Below are 1,184 nucleotides of genomic sequence, written 5' to 3' on the forward strand. Positions count from 1 at the left end.
ACCTAAAATAAACCTCGATACACCAGCATTGTGTATTTCAGCTACAAAAGAATACCCCTCAATTGCAATGGCAAACTAATGAAGCTCTTAATACTGATGGCCTGCTATATCTAGTTAATGAAAGATTGATCGACTACACCATAGCTGACTCCAATCAAATGACTTTAATTCGGCGCTTTTACCCTAAACTAAATATTGCCTTTAATATCGGCCCCCCTCGCCACCTTGCCTGGGCATTTAAAAAATCTGACGACTTAAGCCTGTACAATGAAGCCGTGCTTTTTTTTAAAAAAATTAAAAAAAATAAACGTTGAGAGCAATTATTAGAACGGCACTATGGACATACACGCAATATTAAATATGTAGGCAACTGTACCTTTCGCCTGCACTTACAAAGCCACCTACCACAATATCAATCACTGTTTCAAGATGCTGCAGAAAAATACACCTTTGACTGGCGCCTGTTAGCTGCAATCAGTTATCAAGAATCACACTGGAATAAAGATGCCGTCTCTCCAACTGGAGTAAAAGGCCTAATGATGCTTACCCAGGCGACAGCAAAACAGGTAAAAGTAAAAGACCGTACAAACCCCAAAGAAAGTATTTTTGGCGGAGCCTTATATTTCAAGCAGCATTTAAAGAAAATTCCCGCTCGAATTCCAGAGCCTGACCGTACCTGGCTTGCGCTTGCATCCTATAATGTAGGCTTCGGACACCTAGAGGACGCACGAATTATTACCCAGAAACTAGGCAAAAACCCCGATAAGTGGATTGATGTCAAACAAGCCCTGCCCCTGCTAACTAGGAATAAGCACGAAACAACTTCCCGATATTAATTATTCTTGAGGAATTGCACGGTAATTCCATTTTGGTAAATGTGTATCAAATACAATCGGCATTATTTCTTTGAAGTCAGCGGCATATTTTCGTCCTGTCTCGTACATTTTGTCGAGTATGTGAACAATTGTTGTTAGTCCTTTTGACGTTGATGTTCTAGAAATCAATGTTTTAACTGTTTCAACCGAGTCAAATACAACACCTTCACAAGCACGAGTCACATGAGGAAAAAAACGATGTTCAATGGGATTATACTTGGAGGTATAAGGAGGATAGTGGGCAATCCTAATTTCCAATCCAAGTGCATTCGCAGTCTTTTGTAAATCTTCTTTAAAAATGTAGTGCCG

Annotated in this window: 3 protein-coding genes; 2 read left to right on the forward strand and 1 reads right to left on the reverse strand. The window is 39.8% G+C overall.

Annotated features, from left to right (window positions below; genetic code table 11):
• Positions 1–62: 62 nt before the first annotated feature.
• Both CDZ78_RS23215 and CDZ78_RS23220 read left to right on the forward strand, forming a co-directional pair.
• Positions 63–314, forward strand: coding sequence for a hypothetical protein (locus tag CDZ78_RS23215; RefSeq protein WP_244559251.1), 252 nt, complete (start codon positions 63–65; stop codon positions 312–314).
• Positions 315–419: 105 nt separating this feature from the next.
• On the forward strand, positions 420–836 hold the full coding sequence (locus CDZ78_RS23220) for a transglycosylase SLT domain-containing protein (protein ID WP_280175584.1): 417 nt from the start codon (positions 420–422) through the stop codon (positions 834–836).
• Here CDZ78_RS23220 and CDZ78_RS13425 read toward each other — a convergent pair.
• The coding region (locus CDZ78_RS13425; protein WP_444979210.1) for an ISAzo13-like element transposase-related protein at positions 837–1,184 on the reverse strand (348 nt) is incomplete at its 5' end.

This window comes from Bathymodiolus platifrons methanotrophic gill symbiont (assembly GCF_002189065.1).
In the GTDB taxonomy this organism is placed as follows: domain Bacteria; phylum Pseudomonadota; class Gammaproteobacteria; order Methylococcales; family Methylomonadaceae; genus Methyloprofundus.